This window comes from Anaerococcus obesiensis, assembly GCF_016599815.1.
In the GTDB taxonomy this organism is placed as follows: Bacteria; Bacillota; Clostridia; order Tissierellales; family Peptoniphilaceae; genus Anaerococcus; species Anaerococcus vaginalis.
The window spans coordinates 689,637-708,835 of record NZ_CP067016.1 but is presented as its reverse complement, the minus strand read 5'-3'; the positions used below and the strand labels follow the sequence as shown (position 1 = coordinate 708,835).

Below are 19,199 nucleotides of genomic sequence, written 5' to 3'. Positions count from 1 at the left end.
GATGTCTTCGCTTGTTTTACTTTTTACTATTCATAATCTACAACACTTACAAGTATTGATTTTGGTCCTAAATGGACTCCGAATACTGGGGGTACTGTCATTTCTTTATATATTTTTGCATTTTTTATTTCTTCTTTTAGCAATTCTTTTATTATTTTTATTTCTTCAAAGCTTGCTCCGCCGCCTATTGCTAGACCGTATTCTTTTTTATCTTTTATTTTTTTCTTTATGATTTTTGCTATTTCTTGGAATGATTTTTTTCTTCCTATAACTTTTTTTGCTATTTTTATTTCTCCGTCTTTCATTGTAAAAATCGGTGTGAAATTTATAAGATTTGCAACTTTTCCTATTGATTTTGGTAATCTACCTCCTTTTACAAGGTAGTCAAGACTTTCTGCTCTTACGTATATATTTGCTTTTTCTACATCTTTTATTGCTCTTTTATAAATTTCTTCGTATTTTTTTCCTTTTATAGCTGATTTTGCTGCTTTTGTTGCTATAAAATATAGGGGTAGTGATGCTATTTTTGTATCTATTATATCGATTGTTACATTTTTATTTTCTATATGATCTTTTGCTAAATTCATCATATTATTCATTCCTGAAAGATGGGATGATATTGAAAAACATAGGATTTTATTGTAGCCTTCTTCTATATATTTTTCTAGAATTTCCACAAATTCTCCTACTCCTGGTATTGATGTGCTAACTTTTTCTTCTGTGTTTTTTAATTTTTCAAAAAATTCTTCGCTTTCTAAATCTATTTGGTCCGTGTAGCTTGTATCTCCAAAATGTATTTTGAATGGGACTATGCCTATGTTATATTTTTTTGCTTCTTCCAGGTTAATCGAGTTTCCTGAATCTACTATTATTTTTATTTTCTCCATTTTATCCTCTTCTAATTATTTTTTCTCAAAAAAATAGCCTCAAAACAAAAAGTTTTGAGGCCTTATGTCTTTTTTTATAAGTAATATTTTTTTACTACGTTTAATTGGTCATCTAATTCGTAAACTAATGGTTGTCCTGTTGGGATTTCTAAATCCATTATGTCATCATCTGAAATTTTTTCTAAATGTTTTGCCATAGCTCTTAAAGAATTTCCGTGTGCTGCTACTAAAACTGTTTTTCCATCGATTAAATCTTTTGCTATATTGTCTATATAGAATGGAAGACATCTTTCTAGTGTTACTTTTAAATTTTCTGCAACTGGAATTATATCTTTTGGATATTCTTTAAATCTATCTTCGCTTGCTTGTGCATTTGCTTCTTCGTCTGTTAAAGCTGGTGGAAGTGTATCGTATGATCTTCTCCAAATATGAACTTGTTCATCTCCATATTTTTCTGCTGTTTCTTTTTTGTTTAATCCTTGTAATGCTCCATAGTGACGTTCGTTTAATCTCCAAGATTTTACAACTGGCACATACAATTGGTCAGAGTATTCAAGGGCAAAGTTACAAGTTTTGATTGCTCTTTTTAAAATTGATGTATAAGCTATATCAAATTTTATTCCAGCATCTTTTATTTTTCTTCCAGCATCTTTTGCTTCTTCTACTCCCTTGTCTGATAAATTTACATCTACCCAACCTGTAAATTTATTGGCAAGATTCCATTCGCTTTGTCCATGTCTTACGAAAACTAATTTTTTTGTCATTATCTTCTCCTCATTTTTTCCTTTTTTTCAAGCTGTTTTTGCTTGGCTTTCATTGACTCATTCTTTTCTTCATCAATATTGTCAATCCATGTTAGGGCGTTTGCTGTTCCTTTTATTACACATTCTCTTGGATCTTGGGCAATTTTTACATCAATTTGAAGTCTTTCATTGATTCTTTTTGCAAGTCCCAAGGTTAATGCTCCGCCACCTGTTAAAAATATACCTCTTTCATACAAATCTGCAGCTAATTCTGGAGGTGTTTGCTCTAATACATTTTTTACTCCATTTATTATTTTATCAATTGATGGGAGTAAGCAAGAATAAATTTCTCCAACTGGAAGATAGATTCTTGATGGAAGTCCATCTTCTATAAGTCGTCCTACAACTTCGATTGAATCTGTATAGTCTGCTTCTTGAGCTTTTATTTTTATCATTTCTGCACTTGATTCGCCAATAAGCATCCTATATCTGTTTCTTATATGATCTTTTATATCATTGTCGAAAGTATCTCCAGAAATTTCTATAGAATCGCTTGTTACGATTTGTCCCATAGAAACTACTGCAATGTCTGAAGTTCCTCCTCCAATATCTATAACCATATTCCCTTTTTCATCTGTTATATCTATATCTGCACCAATCGCTGCTGCGAGAGGTTCATCTATCAAATAAACTCTATGAGCTCCTGCGTTTTCTGCTGCTTGAAGAACTGCTCTTTTTTCAATCTGAGTTGCCTTGCTTGGAACACAAATCAATAAATCAGGTTTAAATAAAGATTTATTCAAGGATTTTTTCAAAAAATATTTAAGCATTTCTTCTGTTGCATTAAAATCTGCAATTACTCCGTCTTTTAAAGGCTTTAATGCAATTACATTTCCAGGAGTTCTTCCCAAAATTTTTTTTGCATCCTTTCCAACTGAAAGAATTTTTCCTGTGAGTGTATCTTTTGCTATAACTGAAGGTTCTTCTAAGCAAATCCCCTTATCTTCAACGTAAACAAGGACTGAGGCTGTTCCCAAATCTATTGCCACACTTTTTCTTAACCTTGACATGGCCTCTCCTATTTATTTTTTAATTTATCAACTTGGTCTAATTTTTCCCAAGTAAAATCTTCATCATTTCTTCCAAAGTGTCCGTAAGCTGCGGTTTTTTTGAAAATTGGTCTTTGTAAATCTAATTTATCAATTATTGCTTGAGGTCTAAAATCAAAAACTTCTTTTACAATTTCTGTAAGTTTTTCATCTTCATATTTTCCAGTTCCAAAACTATCTACATAAATTGATAGAGGTTTTGCAACTCCAATTGCATAAGCAACACCAATTTCACATTTTTTGCAAAGACCTGCTGCAACCATATTTTTTGCTGCATATCTTGCCATATAAGCTGCTGATCTGTCAACTTTTGTTGCATCTTTTCCAGAAAATGCTCCGCCACCAGATTTTGAATATCCACCGTAAGCGTCAACGATTATTTTTCTTCCTGTAAGTCCAGAATCTCCTTTTGGTCCACCAATTACAAATTTTCCTGTTGGATTTATATAGAATTTTGTAGCATCGTCGATGTATTTTGGATCAATAACTTCTTTGATTACTTTTTCTATTACATCTTTTTTGATTTGTTCAAGGCTTACTTCTTCTGAATGTTGAGTTGAAATTACTATAGAATCTACTCTTTTTAATATGTCATCATCATATTCTACTGTAACTTGGCTTTTGCCATCAGGTCTTAAATAATCAAGAATTCCTTCTTTTCTAACTTGAGCAAGTCTTTTAGAAAGTTTTTGTGCATAAACAACTGACAATGGAAGATATTCTTCTGTTTCATCATCTGCATAACCAAAAACCATTCCTTGATCGCCCGCTCCAATTTTGTCGTATTTGTCATTTGTAGATTTAAAATCCATTGAATCATTTACGCCTTGAGCAATGTCAGGAGATTGTTCTATAAGTGATGTAAGAACTGCTACGTTTTGATAATCAAATCCTAATTTTGGATCATCATATCCTATTTCTTTGATTGTATCTCTTGCTATATTTTCTATTGGCGCATAAGCATTTGTCGAAATTTCTCCAACAACCAAGACAAGACCTGTTGTTGTTACACATTCACAAGCTACTCTCGAATTTTTATCTTGCTTTAAACATTCATCTAAAATCGCATCAGAAATTTGGTCGCAGACTTTATCTGGATGTCCTTCTGTTACTGATTCTGAAGTAATTAATTTTTTCATATTAAGTCCTTTCTTTTAAGGATAATTATACCTTAAATTATTTTGAATTGTTATATTTTAATCAATTTTTTCTAACAAAACTACAGCTCTTGCCTCAATTCCTTCTCCACGTCCTGTAAAAGATAATTTTTCTGAGGTTGATGCCTTGATTGATACATTTTCTATATCAGTTTTTAAATGTTTTGCCAATTTTTTTTGAATCTCTTCTCTTTTCGGAGAAATTTTTGGCATTTCACAAATTATAACTGTATCTAAATTTCCAATTTTGTAAGATTTTTCTTCCATTAATTTTACAACCCTATCAAGAAGTTTTATTGAGTAAATATCTTTAAATTCATCATCAGTGTCTGGAAATAAATTTCCAATATCTGGAAGATTTAAGGCTCCCAAAATCGCATCCATTATGGCATGAACCAAAACATCTGCATCTGAGTGGCCCAAAAGTCCTTTTTCATATTGAAACTCAACTCCACCCAAAATTAATTTTCTATTTTCAACTAATTTGTGAACGTCATATCCTATTCCGATTCTCATACTAATCCTCTAAAAACGCCTTGGCAAATATCAAATCTTCTGGTGTAGTCATTTTTATATTTGAATATTCGCCTTCAACTACTTTTATTTTTTCATCACTATATATTTCAAAAAGCTGGCTATCATCTGTTATTGTAAAATTACTTTGTGTATATTTTTCGTAAAAATCCAAAATCATTTCCTTATCAAAGGCTTGAGGAGTTTGAACATTGTAAACTTCTTTTCTAAGTGGTGTAGTTTTTACCAAAGAATTTTCATCTACAATTTTTACCGTATCTTTTGATTTTACCGCACTTATTACAGCCTTATAGTATTTTAAATTTTCTAGCACTTTTTCAAATAATTCTTTACTTGCAAAAGGTCTTACCCCATCATGGGTTAAGACCAATTTTGAATTTTTATCTACAGCTTTTAAGCCTTCATAAGTTGAAAGTTCTCTTGTTTCTTTCCCAAAAACATAGGAAATTTTCTTGTCATATTTTTTTAAAATATCCTTCAAATAATTTTCATCATCTTTTCTAATTACTACAATTATTTGGTCAATTTGGTCAAGTTTTACAATGGTATCAAGGCTAATTTCTAGAATTTTTCTGCCCATAATTTCTATGTATGGTTTTGCCTTGTCAGATTTCATCCTTAATCCATTACCTGCTGCTGTAATTACCGCTGAAATTTTTTTGCCGTCTATCATATTATTCCTTTGCTCTTACAAATATCATTTTTCCAGCCGATGTTTGTAAAACACTGGTTACTGTTGTATTTATTTTCTTTCCAATTAAATCTTTTCCATCTTCAACTACAACCATTGTTCCATCTTCAAGATAACCTACTCCTTGATTTCTAGATTTTCCTTCTTTGATAACTTCAATTTCCATTATCTCTCCAGGCAAAACCTTGGTTTTCATTGCATTTGCCAAATCATTTATATTTAAAACTGTAATTCCTTGAACATCTGCAACCTTATTTAAATTGTAGTCATTTGTAAAAATTTTTGCTCCTGTATCTTGGGCAAATTTCAAAAGCTTTGAATCTACTTCTTTTATATCTGGATAATCTTTTGAAGTGATTTCAAGATTTATGTCTTTATTTTTTTTGATTTCTTTTACAACATCAAGCCCACGTCTACCTCTTTCTCTTTTTAAATCGTCGGGACTATCGGCTATGTGTTGAAGTTCTTCTAGGACAAATTCTGGAATTATTAATTTTCCTTCAATGAAATTAATCTTTATAATATCCAAAATTCTTCCATCAATTAAAACTGATGTGTCAATTAATTTTAAGGATGTATCCTTTGAAATTTCTTTTTTATTTTCTCTTCTATTTGATATTTTTACATTTTTTACTTTTTGGAATGTTTGAGGATACTTGTCAGGATATTTTGATGCAATTCTCCAACCCAAAAGTCCAAAGCCCAAATAAATAATAATAGATAATAGCACAAAAATTGAATTACCAACTACTGGTAAAGACAAAGAGCTTAATGGTTTGGTTGCAAGAAAGGCTAAAATTAAACCTACAATTACCCCGCTTATTCCAACTGCCACACTAAGTGGCGGTAAATCTTCTAAGTATTTTTCTAACTTCATAAATACATCTTCCATCATTTTGTAAATAAAACCTGATAGAAAATAAAATATGCCTGCAAATAATAAAGCCACTAAAACATTTACTGCAATGAAAAAAACAGAACTACCTATTGTAAAATCCACAACAGATAGTACCAATTTTAATACAGATATGCCTAGAATAGCTCCAATTACAGAAAACATAATTCGAAATATTCTATTTAACATTATCTTCTCCTAATTTTTTATAATCCGATTGATTCATCAATCATTTTTTCTGCCTCATCTCTTTCGAGAGAGCCTGACATGACTAATTCGCTAGCCATAATTCTTCTTGCCCTATTTAAAAGCTTTTTTTCCGTTGTTGAAAGTCCCTTATCATCGTCTAAGGCAACAAGGTCTCTTACCATATTTGCAATTTTGAAAATATCTCCAGTTTTTAAAATTTCTTGATTTTCTCTATATCTTAGATTCCAATTAGAATTTAAATCTTTAGGATCTTGTTCAAGAATTGCAAGTATTTCTTCTCCTTCTTTTTTGGATATAACATCTCTAATATTCATTTTGTTGATATTCGCTTTTGGAATTGATATATCCATGTTACCTATAGGCATTTTGAGTATAAAATATTCTTTTTCCTCGCCTAAAAACTCTTTGGTTTCTACAGAATCAATTATCCCAGCTCCATGCATAGGATAAACTATTTTATCACCGATTTTAAACATTTTGACCTCCTAGGTTCTCTCTTTTATTATAACCTTTTTTGCCAAAATAGTAAAATCAAATAATTTTACAGTATACTACCACTATATTCTTTTGTCAATACTTTTTTTCCTATTCGAAATCAACTCCTTACTATCTTTTGAAAAGCCCGTTCTCATTTTTACAGCTCTGTTTAAAACTTTTACTTCACTTTTTTTATAAGAGCCTCCAAAATCGCCGTCCAAAGTCCAATCAATTTTTTCTTCGCTTTCAACTTTAAAAACAGAACCAGACCTAAAAATCACATTATCATTTTCTTTTTTGCTCCTAAGCCCATCGATAATTTGATTTAGTTCTATTAATCCTTTTGGTTTTTTAATTAAAACAGCTTCAAAAATTCCATCATCAAGACCAATATTTTTATTGTAAAAATTATTAAAGCCTCCAACCGAAACAGAATTTGTTGCCATAAAATGAATAAATTCTCCTTCAAAAATTTCTTCATCAATTTTTATTTTTGCCTTATAAGATTTTAAATTTGAAACAGTTTTTACTCCCTCCAAAATATAAGCAAATCGTCCAAAAATATTTTTCATTGATTGGTCAGTTTCGTAAGAAACTTGGGCAATTGAACCAAAGGCTGCAACGTAGGTAAAAAATTTAGAATTAAATTGCCCTACATCCACATCCATAACTTCGCCTTTTATAGCATATTTGCTAGATTTTTTTATGTCAGAAGGAATTTTTAATGACCTTGAAAAATCATTTGTTGAACCTGTTGGAATGTATCCGATTATAGAATTTGCATCAGCTTTTAAAACACCAGAAACAACTTCATCCAAGGTTCCGTCACCACCGCTTACCAAAATCTCATCATATTCTTTGGCAAATTCTTTTACTTTTTCTCTCGCATCATCCGCTCTTTGCGTTGCATAAACCGTCGGAAAATAAGAATTTTTGCTAAAATATTCAACAATTGAGCTTAAATAATTTCCTATAGTTCTTTGCCCGCTCATCGGATTATATATATATAATAACTTTTTCATTTTATCCCTCAAATTTGTAAATAATATATTTATATTTTACTTACATTTGCTAAGTTTTAAAGTATTAGCTAATTTTAATTCCAATTTATCAACTAACATGATATACTTAAAATTGTTATTATATAAAATATAACAGAAAAAAAGGAGTAAAATATGGAGAAAAATAATACAAGATTTATAGTCGAAGGAGGAGTGTCAATCGCCCTTTCTTTTGTACTTTCTTTTGTAGTTTTGTTTAAAATGCCTCTAGGAGGTTCAGTAACTCTTGCATCTAGACTTCCAATTATAATTTTTGCAATAAGGTGGGGAGCTAAAAAAGGACTTTTGGCTGCAGGAATTTTGGGATTGTTGAATATGGTTTTTGGAGGATATGTAATTCATCCAGCCCAAGCAATTCTTGATTATATTCTTTCATTTTCAGCAATTGCCCTTGCAGGTCTATCATTTAGCAAAAATAAAAGCAAATATTCATACATTCCATCAATAATAATTTCATATTTAGTAAGTGGAGCTTTTAATGTGATTAGTGCTTTTATATTCTTTAACGACATGGCGACAGCAAAAGCAGCTGGCTTTAACAACTTTACCCTCTATGCTTTTGCATATAATTATTCTTTCTTAGCAGCTGATGCTTTTATTTTAATAATTGTATTTTTGCTTATTTTTGATAGGGTAAAAAATTTTTTAGATAAACAAAATTAGAAATAATAATTCAAAAAGACCATCTTCCGATGGTCTTTTATTTTGAAGATGATTCTACAATTTCTAGATTTCCTTTAAAAGAATAGGATTTGGCATAATTTGTTATTATAAAAAAATCTCCTTTTTTTATTGGATATGTTTCATCATCTATTATAATTTCCCCACGCCCATTTATTATGCTTTGTAAAATATATGGCTCTTTTCTTTCAAACGAAATTTCTTTTTCTACATTTATTTTTTTTACTGTAAAATACTCATTATCATACAAAATCTCCGTATTTTTTTCTAAATTTTCGTGGATTTTTTCTGTGTCTAGGCACTTTAAGGCTTTTTTTGATTTTTCTAGGTGCAAAGCTCTTTTATTTCCATTTTTATCAACTCTATCGTAATCGTAAAGTCTGTAAGTTATATCTGATGCTTGTTGGATTTCCAAAATCAAAGAATCTTTTTTTATGGCGTGAACCATGCCAGCTGGCACTTTAAAAAAATCTCCTTTTTTTGAATTTTCTTCTTTTAATAAATCTTCCCATTTTTCCTTATCTATTACGTCAATGGCTTCTTTTTTGTTTTTTGTTTTTAATCCATAGATTATTTGGGCTTGATTTTCATTTAAAATATACCAACACTCACTTTTGCCGTAGGAATTTTCTTTTTTTGCCATTTCATCATCTGGATGGACTTGGATTGATAGGTCATCATTCGCATCTATTAATTTTATCAAAAGAGGAAAATTTTCTTTTTGTTCATTTCCAAAAAGTTCTTTGTGATTTTGGTATAAAACATCTAAATTTTTTCCCCTATATTTTCCCTTTAAAATTTTTGATGGAAATTCTTTCATAGCAGAAATCGCCCAATATTCTCCTATATTTTCTGATTCAAATTGGTAGGGAAATTCTTTTTTAAGTCTTTCTCCTCCCCAAATTTTTTCTACAAATTTCCCTTCTAAAAATAATATTTTTTCCATAAGTCACCTCCTTTTTATTATACTAAGAAAAAAATAAAGCCCAAGGATAAAGCTTGGGCTTATTCTTATGCTACTGTCAATTTATTTTTGTGGAAGAAGTTTGTAAGATAGATTTGAACTGCTGATACTACTATGTTTAAAATAGTACCGAACCCCATTACTCTTGTTAATTCTTCTATAGTTTCTATTTTGCTTAAATAGAAACCGTTTTGTATTTGACTTGAACTTTTTGATACATTTACTGAGAATGTTTCTAAAAATTTAACACCAAACGTTAGTCCTAAAATCGAAATTATTATTGTTATCAAAATAAAGACTAAAACTGGTCCAAATTTTCCCAAATCTTTAAAAGTTTTGCTTGAGCCTATGCTGATTGAGGCTAAAATTCTTGTAAAAGTTGCAAGCAAGGAAAATATCAGTGTTATTATCCCCATTATTAATGTTTTTGATGGAAATTGATCAAAAAAGCTTTTTATTTGGTCAAACAATTCTTTTATTCCTATTCCATCTTGTCCTGTCGAAATAACTAAAAATCCAAAAAATTCTAGCAAAAATACAAGGCCTGCAAGTAAGGCAAGGATCATTATGTTTAAAATCCTTGATGTGGTTACATCTTTATCTTTTACAGGAAGGACATCATAAAAGGCAGCTTGATCTCCATAAAATTTCTTGTAGTCATTTAATATTACAATTATCATAGAAATTGCAAAGGATGAATACATAACAAGCATCGAAAGAACTGTTATAAAATCCAAAAACGCTGAATCAAAATATAAATTTATGTAATTTAATACAACTGACAAAATTAAAGGAATTACCATCCAAGGAATTATGTCCCTAATATTTTCTTTTAATTGGTGTTTTAATAATTTAGCCATTGAAAACCTCCTCAAAGTATTCTTCAACTCCCATCTTGTGATTTTGTCTTAAATCATCAATATTTTCTTCCAAAATAATTTTTCCATCAGAAATAAATACAACCTTATCCAAAAGTCTTTCGATTTGACTAATCAAATGAGTTGAAATAATCATAAGACCTTCCGAATCAAAATTATCAATTATTACATCCATAATTTTTCTCCTACTTGCAGGATCAATCCCACTCATTGGCTCATCCAAAAGATATAAATCGGACTTTCTTGAAAGAGAAAGAGCAATTTGCACCTTGTCTTTCATACCCTTTGACATATTTTTTATCTTCATTTTCATATCAAGTTTAAAATCTCTAATTATTTTTTCAAATTTTTCCTTGGAAAAATCTTCAAAAAATTCGTCATATAAATTTGAAATTTGAATCAAATTATATGATTTGTCCAAAGGAAGATGGTCTGGTTGGTAGGATACAAATGATTTTGTAAGATAGTCTGGATTTTCTCCACTAATTTTAACCTCGCCCTTATAATTTTTTTCAAGACCTGCAAGAATTCTAAGCAAAGTTGTTTTTCCCGATCCATTAGGTCCCAAAAGCCCAACAATTTCTCCTTTTTTAAAATATAAATTTAGCTTATCTAAAACAAGTTTATTTTTGTATGCAATAGATAAATTTTTAATCTCTAACATTAGTCCACCTCCCAAAATTTATCAAGACCATCAAGAGCATCTTCTTTTGAAATTTTTAAATTTTTTGCATTGTTAATAAAATCTTCACAAATTATTTCAAAAGCATTTTTTGACAAAGATTTTATCAAATCCCTATCATCAGTTACAAATCTTCCACTAGTTCTTTGGCTTTTGCAAAGCCCATCTCGTTCAAGTTCAGCCAAAGCTCTTTGGACAGTATTTGGATTTACTTCATAATCCTTGGCAAGATTTCTAACAGAATCAATTTTATCGCCAGCTTTCCACTCGCCACTTGAAATTTTCGACTTAAAATCTTCTAAAATTTGAAGATAAATGGGTCTATCATTATCAAATTCCATTTATTCCTCCTTTTTTTCTATCGCTTGCCCAACAACCAAACCAATCAACATTCCAATCGGAAGAAAAGTTCCAATATTATCGTACAAAGAACCAAAAATTATACCAAAACTCATTCCGATAGTCATACCTTCTGCCAAATAATTTTGCTTGTTTTTATGATTTTGATTTTTTCCTTTAATTTTTTCGCTTTTTTCAAGTTTTTTTATAATAAATACAAACAAAAAACCCAAAAGCCCCATAGGCAAAATTATTTTTAAAATATTCATTCACTTTCCTTTTTGTATTTTTGTATTATTGTATCGCTCTCTTAATACAATAATATTATATCCCCGATTTTTATTTTTGTAAAGTTTTTTTTTAATTTTTAAAATTAAAAAATAAAATACACTAAACGCCTAATTTAAAAGCTTTTGCTAATTATTTTTTAAAATTTTATTTTGTTTTTTAAAAATTTTCAAAATATTTACTCAAATTTTACAAAAATTTTTACATTTCCTAATAAATATAATTTAATATCTAAATTGAAAGAAAATTTGAAAATAATCCCTCAAAATTTACGCTCTTTTCCAATAATTTCATTTTTTCTTTTACAAATATTTGTTGGTAATTGCCTCAAAAATTTTTAGCCTAAAAAGGCTAAATTTTTTAAACAAATATACTAAACTAAATAAGTGATTTTAAAACCTATTTTTCAAAATCTCCAAACAAAAAAGGCCCTAGGATTTCTCCTAAGACCTTTTTGTTTTGTTTTCAATTTTATCTAATGCTTACTCTACCAAAAGCTGATTTTATATCCAAATCCAAATCTGATTCCTCTGGATTAGTTGAAACTTGGTAGCCATCTTTTGTTTGCAATTTATTTTTAAATTTATCCGCAATTGAATAAGATGATGATTTAATCAAAGCTTTTATATTTTTATTAAATTCATTTGTATCAATTACAACTGATCCAAATTGTGTTCCTATATTAACTTCTTTTGCATCGACAATTTTAAAAATTTTAATTGAACCAGCTTTTGATGAAAGATCTACATTTTCCATATTTAAGCCATCAATTCTTATAGAACCATTTACAAGATCTACATTTGCATTTTCTCCAGAAATATTTGAAAGATAAACTGATCCATTTACAATATTTATATCAAGACTATCATAAATATTTTTGCCCAAATATAATTTTACATTCGCACTTGCATCCAAAGACTTATAATTTTCATTTACACTTACAATTAATTTATCCTCAACAACTTCAATATTTAAATAATCATTTACTTGGTCTTCTTTGTTTTTGAAATAAACTTTCTCATCAACCATAATATGATTTTCTTGAGCTCTTTCAATATCCAAAGAACCATTTATAAGATCAATTTCAATAGCATTAACATCATCATCAATTTTTGTTTGATTTTCAGTTTTTTGAGAATTTATATGGTAAATATTAGGAATATTTACACTATCAAGATCAATATCAAAATCAAAATTTGAAATAGTTTCACTTGTCTTTTTCATAATTTTTTCAAAAGAAGTTGATAATTTATCAACAAAACTTTCCTCATTATTTTTAGACTTGTCTTTGCCAACTGCCTCCAAAAGATCGCTAGCTTGTTCAACTGTAATCTTTCCTTCTTTTAACATATCTAAAATCATTTTCTTTTCTTCATTCATCTTTAAGCTCCTTTAAAAGTTCACTTGCTTGGTCAGGAGTAATCTCTCCGCTGTTGACCATATTCAAAATATCTATTCTAGATTCTTGTTTATTTATTTTTCCACCAAGTTTTTTTACAATCTTGTCAATTCTATTTCTAACAGTCGGGTAAGAAATTCCCAAACTCTCTCCAACATCTTTTATACTGCCACGCTTTTGCAAAAAAAGCTCAATAAATTCCAAATCCTCAATATCAAGTCTTTGAAATTTACCCATTTCAAATTCTCCACTAACTTCAGTAAAACATGAATTACATTTATAAGAAGTGATAACCAAGTCACCACCACAATTAGGACATTTATTAATCAAAACCCGCCTCCTTTATAAAATAAGTATACCACCATTTTAATTTTTGTAAAGTTGGTTTTTAATTTTTTTAATATTTTAATAGCATATATTAATTAATTTAATATTTTGTTTTAATTAAATCGTTTCAAAAATTAATTTTCAAATTTTTCAAAAAAAAGACAAAAGATAAAACTTTTGTCTCAAACTATTAAAAAAAATATAAAACTATAACTAATAAACAAGTTACCATTTCTCTTATTTATAATTTATCATGCTTTAAAGTAAATTTTTTGCCCAGTAACTTTTCAAGCTTCTTAGGATCCAAATAATTGTATTTACTACAAGTGCTAGATTGAAAGTGAAATTTAATAATACTACTATCCCATAAATTTCTTGATTTTTTATGAATTTGAATGGATTTAAATATGAAATTAGGGAAAAAATCAAAAATACTCCTATCCATTTTATTGAAGTTTTTAAATTTTCTTTGTAATCTGGGAAAATAAAATGTCTATTTTTGTATCTTTTTATAAAATTATCTCTTTTTTGTTTGTAATTTTTTCTATCATCTCTCTCATTTTTTATAAGGGCTGAATAATAAAAAATCATATCGTCGTAGGTTGATGTGAATTTTTTAAGGTTTTCGCATTCTTCTTTTGAATAGGAGATGTCTATTATTTGTTTTGTTATATTTGCTTTTGATTTGTATGAAATTTTTTCATTTCTTAATTTTTTTAATTTTTTTATATTTTTTTCGTTTTCGATTTCTTTTTTCGTTTTATCTTCGTATTTTTTTGTATTTTTTCTAATTAGAAAATAAAAACTTAATAATATTAAAAAAACTAAAATTTGTCCTAAAAAAATTAACATAAAATTACTTACATCAAGGCTTGTCACAAATAGCATAACAAAACTTGGCAGTAAAATAATCAAAAGGACATAGCTTATAAATTTTATTACACTTCTCATTTTTCTTCTCTTTCTAATAGGTCTTGGTAATATTTTTTTAGTTTCAAGCCTATATTTTCTATGGATTTTTCTTGGGCGAGCTTGTAGCCTTCTTCTTTTAGTGAAGGATATTTTCCTTCCAAAATCAATTTTATTTTTTTGTAAAATTCTTCTCTGTCTTTTGCCTTATAAATTTCTTTTCCATCTTTGAGATTTTTATAAATTTCTATATTTCTAATTATTGTGTCGGCTTTTGTTGCAAGGGCCTCTAGTAGAACTATTCCTTCGGTTTCTTCAAATGTTGGAAATATATAAAGATCTGAGCCTGAATATGCTTCTCGCAATAATTCTTGGCTAACATAGCCTGGAAAATGTAAATTTTTTAAATCTGTTTTGACAGCTTTTTTGATTTTTTCTGGCACTAAGCTCAATTTCAATTCTCCAAACCACACAAATTCATATTGGGGAAGTTTTTTTGCAAGGTCTACGAAATCCAAAATTCCTTTTCTTTCTATAAATAATCCAACTGAAATAATTGATTTTTTATTTTTATCAAGCTTATATCTTTGGTAAAAATTTTCCCTGTCATTTTCTTTTTTCTTCCAAAAATCTAGGTCGACTCCGTTTGATACGACTTTAATTTCTTTTCCAATCTTATATGAATCCAAAATATTTTTGGAATATTGTGTTGGAGTTAAAATCAAATCTCCTTTTTTATAACAATGTATAAGCCGTTTTTTGAAAAATGGTGCAAGTTCATTTGATAGGATAAAAGAATTTTTAAAATCTTCCTTAGTGGAATGCCCATGATAGACAACTTTTTTTCCAGATTTTCTCACCTTATTTGCAAAAAAAGCAGACTTTGGAAAAACTGTATTTATGTGGCAAATATCATAATCGTCATCTGGATTTAAGGTATATGAAACTCCAACCAAATCCAAAGCCTTTTTTTGGTGGTCTATTGCTTTTCCAACGCCAGATTCTTTTACAGTTTGATAATCTTCATTATAAATAAGAATTTTCATGTGTCCTACCTTTTTTGATTGCTTCTTTATATAATTTTTCGCAATTTTCGCCAAAAGAATCTATAGAAAAATTTTCCAAAGCATATTTTCTTGCGTTTCTAGAAAGTTTATCCTTTTTTTCTTTATCAAGAAAAATCATTTCCAAATATTTTTTAAAATCAGAAAAATTTTCATATTGGTAGCCATTAAAATCATCAATTATTACCTTATCAAGGCAGTAATCTTTTCTACAAATCGCAGGAGTGCCGTTGCTCATCGCCTCATAATAAGTAAGTCCTTGAGTTTCGGACTTACTTGCAGAAACAAAAGCATCTGCCATTCTATAATAATTATTTACTTCCAAAGGCTTAACCATACCAGCAAAATAAATTTTTTTATCAATATTTTTTGCATAAGATTTCAAATCTTTTAAATAAGGTCCGCCCCCAACAAGAATAAATTTTAATTTTTCTATATCAAGCCTTTCGTAATAATCAATTAGTTCCTCAATATTTTTTTCTTCGGCAAGCCTACCCAAATAAAGAATTATTTTATCGCTTGCATCAAATCCGTAATAATCTCTAATTTTATTTTTATCTTCCAATTTTTCTGGCATTTCTATGCCAGTAGGAATTATTTTTATTTTCTCATCTTCAATATCATAAGATTTTAAAATTTCTCTAGTTTTTTCGCTTGGAACAATAATCATTTCAACCCTATCGGCAATTGCTTTTGAAAAAACCGAAATCATTTTTTTGCCCACCTTTTTTGATGGAGAAAAATAATGAGTATAGTCTTCATAAATTGTATGATAGGTGTGAACTAAGGGACAAGATGTTTTTTTGGCAATTTTTGTCGCCATCATAAAAGTAGAAAATTCACATTGTGAATGGACAATATCCGGCTTCCAATCTTTTATTTCCTTAATAAATTTATTTCTTAAAGTTGCAGAAATCCTTGCCTCTGGATAAATTTTCCCTGCACCAAGACTTCCTATATAATAAACATTTCCTTTTTTATAACTTTCAGTTGAATTTGAGAGGGTTAAAACTTTTACGTCAAATCCCCTATCTTCTAGATAGGATTTTAAATTTAAAATTGATCTTACTACACCATTGACGACGGGATCGTACCAATCGGATGTAATTAAAATTTTCATCGAATCACCTCTTTAACTAACTTAACATTTCTTCCATTATAAACTTACAAAGTCTATTAATATTGTATGCAAAAAGTAAATATTTTTCAATTTATATCAATTGGGGTATATTTTATCTAGTATTAATTCAAAGAAAGGGTGATAATTTGGGAAATTTAATAGTTGGCGATGTGCTTTTATTATTCTTTTCAATTTATGTAGGAATATTTTTCAAAAAATTTCACACAGACTATCCAAAAATGAGAGTAGGTTTTCACATTTGGGAAGTTTGTTACAATAAAGAATGTTGGGAATACGGAAATAATTTTGCAGGAAATCTTTCAATAATAATCGGCATAATTTTATTTGGCATAATTTATCCAATAATTTTGTATTTCAAAATAAAAAGAAATATATGCGTAATCCTTCTAATTCTTTTTACAATCCTATATTTTATCCTTTTACTTTTAATTTTAAGACACCACATGAGAAAAAAATTTAATTTAAAAGATGAAAAAGATGATGAAGATGATAAAAAATAAAGCTATTTTACTTTTTTTGTAAAATAGCTTTATTTTTTTCTTTGAGATTTTTATTTAAAAATTTTAGTCTTCTTCTTTGTCTATATATTTTCTTTTTAATCTTATAGCTGATGGGCAAGCTGCAACTCCACCTTCGCCTGTTTCTCTTAGGCTTGCTGGAAGGGCATCGCCTACTTCTTTTAAGGCGTCTACTGTTTCATCAAATGTTACCAAAACTTTTACTCCAGCAATTGCCATATCTGCTGCAGAAAGTGCATTTATAACTCCTGATGCGTTTCTGATATTGCAAGGAAATTCTACCATTCCTCCAATTGGATCGCACACAAGGCCCATTATTGATAAAAGTGCAATTGATGCCGCATCTTCCATAACATCAATGTCACAACCTCTCAAATAACAAATTGCTGCTGCACACATGGCTGCTGCAGAACCGCATTCCGCTTGGCATCCACCCTCAGCTCCAGCAAAAGTTGCATTGTCAGCAATAATTTGTCCAAATTCTGTTGCAACGAGAATTGCTTTTATCAATTCTTCATCAGAATATCCATATTTTTCGCGCATTGCCATTAAACTTGCTGGAACAATTCCTGCAGATCCTGCTGTTGGACTTGCTACGATTTTTCCCATTGATGCGTTTACTTCTGATGTTGAAAAAGCCATAGCCATTGCCTTTGTTGGCAAATCTCCCATTATTGTATCTTCTGATAGAAAATAATTGTTCATTGATTTTGCATTTCCACCAGTCATCTTTGTCATTGACATTAATTTTTTATCGAGTGCTTTTTGTGAAGATTCTTTCATAACATCAAGAGATTTTTGTAATAATTCAAAAACTTCTTCTCTTGATTTTCCTGTTAGCTCCATTTCATCTTCAAGCGCAATCTCCCAAACTTCCTTGTTTTCTTCTTTTATTCTATTTTTAATATATTCCATTGTTGTTTTCATAAATTACCCCAAATATTTTATAAATTCAAAATTCTTGCCAGCTTCAATTTCTTTGTAAACTTCTTCTTCCAAATCTTGATCTAATTCTACAATTAGCATAATTGTGTTGCCCTTGTTTATAGTTTTCATATTTTTTATATTATAATTGTGGTCAAACAAAACATTTGAAATAAAAGCTATCATTCCTTTTTGTTCAGGATAGGTGCAAATAATTGTAGGATTTTTTCCATTATATTCTACTTCATTATCCATTATTTGATTTATCATAATATTTCCGCCACCAATTGATGAGCCTCTCAATTTAAATTCATGGCCGTCTGGGTAGTAAAGAACAATTTTTACTGTGTTTGGATGAACTTCTCCCATATCTTGAGGAATAAAATTATAAGTAATTCCTGCGTCATCTGCTATTTTAAATGAATCTCTTAATCTTTCATCTTCTGGTCCAAAACCTAAAACTCCTCCAACCAAAGCCCTATCTGTTCCGTGACCTTGGTAAGTTTTTTCAAATGATCCGTGTAAATAAAAATCAACTTTTGTAAATCCTTCTCCGCCCAAATCTCTTGCGATTTTTGCAATTCTGTTTGCTCCCGCAGTATGGGATGATGATGGGCCAATCATTACAGGTCCAATAATATCAAATACTGATAAATTTGCCATTATACTCTCCTTATTTTTGAAATTTCTTTTGGACTATCTATTATAAGATTTGGCTTTAAATTTTCCAAAATTTTTCTTTCTCTAAAGCCCCAAGCACATCCTACAGTAAATACTCCAGCATTTTTTCCACATTTCATGTCGACTTCACTATCTCCAAAATAAAAAATATCCGAATAGTCAACTCCAAATCTTTCTTTTATTATATACATACCCTCAGGCGACGGTTTTCTTTTTATATCTTCTCTATATCCTAAAATAAAATCAAAATAGCCTTCTCCAAAAATTTCTCCTATAACTTTTTTGCAAGTGTAATCTGGCTTGTTAGAAAAAGCAACCAAAATTTCGCCCATTTCTTTTATTTTTTCAAGCTCTTCTACGATTCCATCATAAGGTTTTGTAAGATAAGTTGGATTTTCATCATATCTTTTGTTATAAGAATCTAAAATCTCTTCTCTTTTTTGAGATTTTTCAAAGCCAATATAATCAAGAGTTTTTTCAATCAAAACCTTCGGGCCATTTCCTACAAACTCCTCAATTTTTTCTTTCGGTACTTGACTTAAAGAAAAATTTTTTAAAGTTTGGTTTATATTATATGAAATAGAATCAATCGTATTTAAAAGTGTTCCATCTATATCAAAAATATACATTTATGTATCTC

24 protein-coding genes are annotated in these 19,199 nt (G+C 29.2%); 2 read left to right on the top strand and 22 right to left on the bottom strand.

Going from position 1 to position 19,199, the window contains the following annotated elements:
- Positions 1 to 26: 26 nt before the first annotated feature.
- From I6H46_RS03485 to I6H46_RS03445, 9 genes are all read right to left on the bottom strand, one after another.
- Positions 27 to 887 (bottom strand): DegV family protein, encoded by an 861-nt coding sequence (locus I6H46_RS03485; RefSeq protein ID WP_200226159.1) that lies wholly within the window; start codon positions 885 to 887, stop codon positions 27 to 29.
- Positions 888 to 961: 74 nt separating this feature from the next.
- Positions 962 to 1,651 (bottom strand): 2,3-diphosphoglycerate-dependent phosphoglycerate mutase, encoded by a 690-nt coding sequence (gpmA, locus tag I6H46_RS03480; RefSeq protein WP_019118961.1) that lies wholly within the window; start codon positions 1,649 to 1,651, stop codon positions 962 to 964.
- Positions 1,651 to 2,700 carry a rod shape-determining protein gene (gene mreB, locus I6H46_RS03475; RefSeq protein WP_019118962.1) on the bottom strand — a complete coding sequence of 350 codons (1,050 nt, stop codon included), beginning with the start codon at positions 2,698 to 2,700 and terminating at the stop codon, positions 1,651 to 1,653. Before mreB ends, gpmA begins: the two co-directional genes overlap by 1 nt.
- A gap of 8 nt (positions 2,701 to 2,708) precedes the next feature.
- Entirely contained in the window at positions 2,709 to 3,878 is a 1,170-nt protein-coding gene (gene metK, locus I6H46_RS03470) for a methionine adenosyltransferase (RefSeq protein ID WP_019118963.1), read from the bottom strand.
- Positions 3,879 to 3,935: 57 nt separating this feature from the next.
- Positions 3,936 to 4,412: a 2-C-methyl-D-erythritol 2,4-cyclodiphosphate synthase gene (gene ispF / locus I6H46_RS03465; protein WP_019118964.1), complete on the bottom strand. Its 477-nt coding sequence runs from the start codon at positions 4,410 to 4,412 to the stop codon at positions 3,936 to 3,938.
- Between the two features lies 1 nt (position 4,413).
- Entirely contained in the window at positions 4,414 to 5,103 is a 690-nt protein-coding gene (gene ispD, locus I6H46_RS03460) for a 2-C-methyl-D-erythritol 4-phosphate cytidylyltransferase (protein ID WP_019118965.1), read from the bottom strand.
- Between the two features lies 1 nt (position 5,104).
- On the bottom strand, positions 5,105 to 6,205 hold the full coding sequence (locus tag I6H46_RS03455; protein WP_019118966.1) for a PIN/TRAM domain-containing protein: 1,101 nt from the start codon (positions 6,203 to 6,205) through the stop codon (positions 5,105 to 5,107).
- A 17-nt stretch (positions 6,206 to 6,222) separates the two neighbouring features.
- Complete coding sequence (locus I6H46_RS03450) at positions 6,223 to 6,702, bottom strand: CarD family transcriptional regulator (protein WP_019118967.1); 480 nt, start codon at positions 6,700 to 6,702, stop codon at positions 6,223 to 6,225.
- An 81-nt stretch (positions 6,703 to 6,783) separates the two neighbouring features.
- On the bottom strand, positions 6,784 to 7,725 hold the full coding sequence (locus tag I6H46_RS03445) for a diacylglycerol/lipid kinase family protein (RefSeq protein WP_019118968.1): 942 nt from the start codon (positions 7,723 to 7,725) through the stop codon (positions 6,784 to 6,786).
- A gap of 153 nt (positions 7,726 to 7,878) precedes the next feature.
- Here I6H46_RS03445 and I6H46_RS03440 point away from each other — a divergent pair, with 153 nt between their 5' ends.
- Positions 7,879 to 8,427, top strand: a complete 549-nt coding sequence (locus tag I6H46_RS03440) for an energy-coupled thiamine transporter ThiT (protein WP_019118969.1) — start codon at positions 7,879 to 7,881, stop codon at positions 8,425 to 8,427.
- A 37-nt stretch (positions 8,428 to 8,464) separates the two neighbouring features.
- On the opposite strand, the gene I6H46_RS03435 is transcribed toward I6H46_RS03440, so the two are convergent.
- The 10 genes from I6H46_RS03435 to I6H46_RS03390 all read right to left on the bottom strand — a co-directional run bounded on the left by I6H46_RS03435 (position 8,465) and on the right by I6H46_RS03390 (position 16,415).
- Complete coding sequence (locus tag I6H46_RS03435; RefSeq protein WP_019118970.1) at positions 8,465 to 9,391, bottom strand: type I phosphomannose isomerase catalytic subunit; 927 nt, start codon at positions 9,389 to 9,391, stop codon at positions 8,465 to 8,467.
- A 65-nt stretch (positions 9,392 to 9,456) separates the two neighbouring features.
- On the bottom strand, positions 9,457 to 10,269 hold the full coding sequence (locus I6H46_RS03430; protein WP_200226157.1) for a hypothetical protein: 813 nt from the start codon (positions 10,267 to 10,269) through the stop codon (positions 9,457 to 9,459).
- Entirely contained in the window at positions 10,262 to 10,951 is a 690-nt protein-coding gene (locus I6H46_RS03425; RefSeq protein WP_019118972.1) for an ABC transporter ATP-binding protein, read from the bottom strand. Before I6H46_RS03425 ends, I6H46_RS03430 begins: the two co-directional genes overlap by 8 nt.
- Positions 10,951 to 11,310: a GntR family transcriptional regulator gene (locus I6H46_RS03420; protein WP_019118973.1), complete on the bottom strand. Its 360-nt coding sequence runs from the start codon at positions 11,308 to 11,310 to the stop codon at positions 10,951 to 10,953. The genes I6H46_RS03425 and I6H46_RS03420 overlap by 1 nt, the downstream gene beginning before the upstream one ends.
- The gene (locus I6H46_RS03415; protein ID WP_019118974.1) at positions 11,311 to 11,577 is read right to left on the bottom strand and encodes a hypothetical protein; all 267 of its coding nucleotides are present in this window, start codon (positions 11,575 to 11,577) and stop codon (positions 11,311 to 11,313) included.
- Positions 11,578 to 12,067: 490 nt separating this feature from the next.
- Positions 12,068 to 12,976, bottom strand: a complete 909-nt coding sequence (locus I6H46_RS03410) for an SHOCT-like domain-containing protein (protein ID WP_200226155.1) — start codon at positions 12,974 to 12,976, stop codon at positions 12,068 to 12,070.
- A complete protein-coding gene (locus I6H46_RS03405; RefSeq protein ID WP_004839748.1) occupies positions 12,969 to 13,325 on the bottom strand; it encodes a DUF2089 domain-containing protein in 357 nt (118 codons plus the stop codon). The genes I6H46_RS03410 and I6H46_RS03405 overlap by 8 nt, the downstream gene beginning before the upstream one ends.
- Before the next feature lie 255 nt (positions 13,326 to 13,580).
- Positions 13,581 to 14,273, bottom strand: a complete 693-nt coding sequence (locus I6H46_RS03400) for a hypothetical protein (RefSeq protein ID WP_200226153.1) — start codon at positions 14,271 to 14,273, stop codon at positions 13,581 to 13,583.
- Positions 14,270 to 15,277 carry a glycosyltransferase family 4 protein gene (locus I6H46_RS03395; protein ID WP_019118986.1) on the bottom strand — a complete coding sequence of 336 codons (1,008 nt, stop codon included), beginning with the start codon at positions 15,275 to 15,277 and terminating at the stop codon, positions 14,270 to 14,272. The genes I6H46_RS03400 and I6H46_RS03395 overlap by 4 nt, the downstream gene beginning before the upstream one ends.
- Positions 15,258 to 16,415 (bottom strand): glycosyltransferase, encoded by a 1,158-nt coding sequence (locus tag I6H46_RS03390; RefSeq protein ID WP_019118987.1) that lies wholly within the window; start codon positions 16,413 to 16,415, stop codon positions 15,258 to 15,260. The genes I6H46_RS03395 and I6H46_RS03390 overlap by 20 nt, the downstream gene beginning before the upstream one ends.
- Positions 16,416 to 16,561: 146 nt before the next feature.
- Between I6H46_RS03390 and I6H46_RS03385 the strand changes: the two genes are divergently transcribed.
- A complete protein-coding gene (locus I6H46_RS03385; protein ID WP_195217761.1) occupies positions 16,562 to 16,936 on the top strand; it encodes an SdpI family protein in 375 nt (124 codons plus the stop codon).
- A 63-nt stretch (positions 16,937 to 16,999) separates the two neighbouring features.
- Here the strand turns inward: I6H46_RS03385 and sdaAA are convergent, their stop codons facing one another.
- The 3 genes from sdaAA to I6H46_RS03370 are packed head-to-tail and all read right to left on the bottom strand — an operon-like array spanning position 17,000 to position 19,188.
- Positions 17,000 to 17,881: an L-serine ammonia-lyase, iron-sulfur-dependent, subunit alpha gene (sdaAA, locus tag I6H46_RS03380; protein WP_019118989.1), complete on the bottom strand. Its 882-nt coding sequence runs from the start codon at positions 17,879 to 17,881 to the stop codon at positions 17,000 to 17,002.
- 3 nt (positions 17,882 to 17,884) lie between these two features.
- Entirely contained in the window at positions 17,885 to 18,541 is a 657-nt protein-coding gene (sdaAB, locus tag I6H46_RS03375) for an L-serine ammonia-lyase, iron-sulfur-dependent subunit beta (RefSeq protein WP_019118990.1), read from the bottom strand.
- The gene (locus I6H46_RS03370) at positions 18,541 to 19,188 is read right to left on the bottom strand and encodes an HAD family hydrolase (RefSeq protein ID WP_019118991.1); all 648 of its coding nucleotides are present in this window, start codon (positions 19,186 to 19,188) and stop codon (positions 18,541 to 18,543) included. The genes sdaAB and I6H46_RS03370 overlap by 1 nt, the downstream gene beginning before the upstream one ends.
- Positions 19,189 to 19,199: the final 11 nt, after the last annotated feature.